At 70.5% G+C, this 3,578-nt stretch carries 1 protein-coding gene; it reads left to right on the top strand.

The genetic code is table 11. The annotated features are described in order from the left end of the window. Positions 1-3,578, top strand: a 3,578-nt coding sequence (locus R1101_RS27465) for a fatty acid synthase subunit beta domain-containing protein (protein ID WP_016934852.1), incomplete at both ends; no start/stop codon positions are given.

Below are 3,578 nucleotides of genomic sequence, written 5' to 3'. Positions count from 1 at the left end.
GAGCTGACCGAGCTGCTCGAGCCGGGCCGCGCGGTCCAGTTCAACTCGATGTTCCTGGACCCGTACCTGTGGAAGCTGCACGTGGGCGGCAAGCGCCTCGTGCCCAAGGCCCGTGCGGCGGGTGCGCCCTTCGACGGTGTCGTCGTCACCGCCGGTATCCCGGAGCTCGACGAGGCAGTGCAGATCATCTCCGATCTGCGTGAGGCCGGCATCGAGCACGTCGCCTTCAAGCCGGGCACGGTCGCGCAGATCCGTTCGGTGATCCGCATCGCCAACGAGGTCCCGGACTACCCGGTCATCGCCCACATCGAGGGCGGCCGCGCCGGTGGTCACCATTCGTGGGAGGACCTCGACGACCTGCTCCTCGACACCTATGCGGAGCTGCGTACGCGCCCGAACCTGGTGCTGTGCGTCGGCGGTGGCATCGGTACGCCGGAGAAGGCCGCCGAGTACCTGACCGGCCGCTGGTCGACCGTCTACGGTTTCCCGGCGATGCCGCTCGACGGCATCCTCGTCGGTACCGCCGCGATGGCGACCCTCGAGGCCACCACGGCCCCCGAGGTCAAGCAGCTTCTCGTGGACACCCCCGGCACGCCCGACTGGGTCGCCGCCGGCACCGCGACCGGCGGTATGGCCTCCGGCCGCAGCCAGCTCGGCGCCGACATCCACGAGATCGACAACGCCGCCTCGCGCACGGGCCGCCTCCTCGACGAGGTCGCCGGTGATGCCGACGCTGTGGCCGCGCGCCGCGCCGAGATCGTCGAGGCGCTGAACGGAACGGCGAAGCCGTACTTCGGCGACCTCGACACCATGACCTACCTGCAGTGGCTCGAGCGCTACCTCGAGCTGGCGGTCGGTGCGGACAACGGCGCCGAGTTCGACTGCGGCAGCGATCTCGGTGATGTCCTCGCCGAGGCGCACACCAGCCCGTGGCTGGACGTGTCGTGGCGTGAGCGTTTCCGCGACATGCTGCAGCGCGCCGAGGCCCGCCTGCATCCCGTGTGCCGGGGCCCGATCCCCACCCTGTTCGACGACGACGCGGTGCTCGAGCGCCCGTACGCCGCGATCAAGTCGCTGCTCGCGCAGTATCCCGACGCGGGTGACGTCGTGCTGCATCCCGCCGACGTGCCGTTCTTCGTGTCGCTGTGCCGCACCCCCGGCAAGCCCGTCAACTTCGTTCCGGTCGTCGACCAGGACGTGCGTCGCTGGTGGCGTTCGGATTCGCTGTGGCAGGCCCACGACCCGCGTTACTCCGCCGACCAGGTGTGCGTGATCCCCGGTACCGTCGCCGTCGCCGGCATCACCCGTGTCGACGAGCCGGTCGGTGAACTCCTCGACCGTTTCGAGAAGGCCACGGCCGACGAGCTCGTGGCCGAGGGCGCGGAGCCGGTGGAGCTCGCCGCGCGTCGCCACCGCGACATCGCGGCGGGCCTGCTCGACGCCGTGCTGTCGTCGCCGGACGTCTCGTGGGCGGGTCGCCAGACCCGCAACCCGATCCACCGTCTCGGTGACCTGGACGAGTGGACCGTCGAGTCGGAGACCGCTGCCTCGCACGCTCCGACGGGTGCGACCCTGACGATTCTCGACGACGAGCACGTCGGCCTGCGGGTTCCGCTGGTGCGCGACAAGGCCGTCGAGATCCGACTGACCGTGCCCGCCTCGGTCGCCTCCGGTGGCGCGCCCGTCGTCACCGAAGCCGACGCCGATGCGTCGATGTCGGCTCTGCTCGGTGTCGCCGCCGGTCAGGAACTCCCCGAGGTCAAGAAGGGCGCTGCCCGTATCACCCTCGGCTGGCTGCCGGAGAAGACCGCCGACCACGCCGGTGTCACCGGTTCGGGTCTGCCCGCGAACCTGACGCCGAGCGGCAACGGTGTGCCCGACGTGCTCGTGGGTGCCTGCTGGCCGGCCGTCTTCGCCGCGCTGGGCGCCGCCCGCACCGAGACCGATCTCTCGGTCATCGAGGGCATGCTCGACCTGGTCCACCTGGACCACGCGATCGACGTCAAGAACGGTCTGCCGACCGAGCCTGCCTTCCTGGGCGTCAAGGCCGAGGTCACCGGTGTCTCCGACACCGACCTGGGTCGCGTCGTCGAGGTCGACGTGGTCATCACCGCCGACAGCGGTGACGGCTCGGGCGACCGGGTGGTCGCCACCCTGGCCGAGCGGTTCGCGATCCGTGGCCGCACCGGCACCGCCGATCTCGCCGATCCGGTCCGCGCCGGTGGTGCTCTCACCGAGGCCGTCACCGACACGCCGCGTCGCCGCCGCCGCGATGCCGTGATCGTCGCGCCGACCGACATGAGCGCCTTCGCGAAGGTCTCCGGCGATCACAACCCGATCCACACCTCCGACAACGCCGCGCTGCTCGCCGGTCTCGGAAGCCCGATCGTCCACGGCATGTGGCTGTCGGCTGCGGCCCAGCAGGTCGTCACCGCGATCGAGCAGGACGCGAAGCTTCCGGTCCGTCGTCTGACGGCGTGGACCGCGCGTTTCCTGGGCATGGTCCGTCCGGGCGCGAAGATCGACGTGCGTGTCGACCGCATCGCCACCGACGGTGGAGCCGAGGTCGTCGAGGTCGGTTGCCGCGTCGACGGTGACCTGGTGATGGTCGCGACCGGCCGTATCGCCGCCCCGAAGACCGTCTACGCCTTCCCGGGCCAGGGCATCCAGCGTCCCGGCATGGGTCTCGACGCCCGTGCCCGCTCGAAGGCCGCCCGCGAGATCTGGGAGCGCGCAGACAAGCACACTCGTGAGGCCCTCGGCTTCTCGATCCTCGCCGTGGTCCGCGACAATCCGACGGTCCTCAAGGCCCGCGGGGTCACTCACAAGCATCCCGACGGTGTGCTGCACCTGACCCAGTTCACGCAGGTCGCGATGGCGACACTGGGTGTCGCGCAGATCGCCGAGCTGAAGGAGGCCGGCGCGTTCGTCGAAGACGCCTTCCTGGCCGGTCACTCGGTGGGCGAGTACAACGCGCTCGCCGCCGTCGCCGGTGTGCTGCCGCTCGAGGCCGTCCTCGAGGTCGTCTTCCAGCGCGGCTCCGCCATGCACGCCCTCGTGCCGCGCGACGAGCAGGGCCGCTCGAACTACCGCATGGCCGCGATCCGGCCGTCGCAGTTCGGTCTGGACGATGCCGACCTGCAGGCCTTCGTCGCCGGTGTCGCCGAGGAGACCGGGGAGTTCCTCGAGATCGTCAACCTGAACCTGCGCGGTTCGCAGTACGCGATCGCCGGCACGGTCGCGGGTCTCGAAGCCCTCGAATCCGTGATCGAGCGCAAGGTCGCCGAGTTCGGTGGCAAGCGCGCGTTCATCCTGGTCCCGGGCATCGACGTGCCGTTCCACTCGACCGTGCTGCGGGGCGGTGTCGACGACTTCCGCGAGCGCCTGCTGGCGCTGCTGCCGCAGGAGATCGACCCGGACATCCTCATCGGCCGGTACATCCCCAACCTCGTGCCCAAGCCGTTCAACCTGGGCCGCGAGTTCATCCAGGAGATCGCCGACCTGGTGCCGTCGCAGCCGCTCGCCGAGGTCCTCGCGGACTTCGACCGCTGGTCGGTCACTCCGGTCGAGCTCACCCG

It is taken from the genome of Rhodococcus sp. R1101 (assembly GCF_000278445.1).
Lineage (GTDB): Bacteria > Actinomycetota > Actinomycetes > Mycobacteriales > Mycobacteriaceae > Rhodococcus > Rhodococcus gordoniae.
This window is presented reverse-complemented; position numbering and strand designations above follow the sequence as displayed.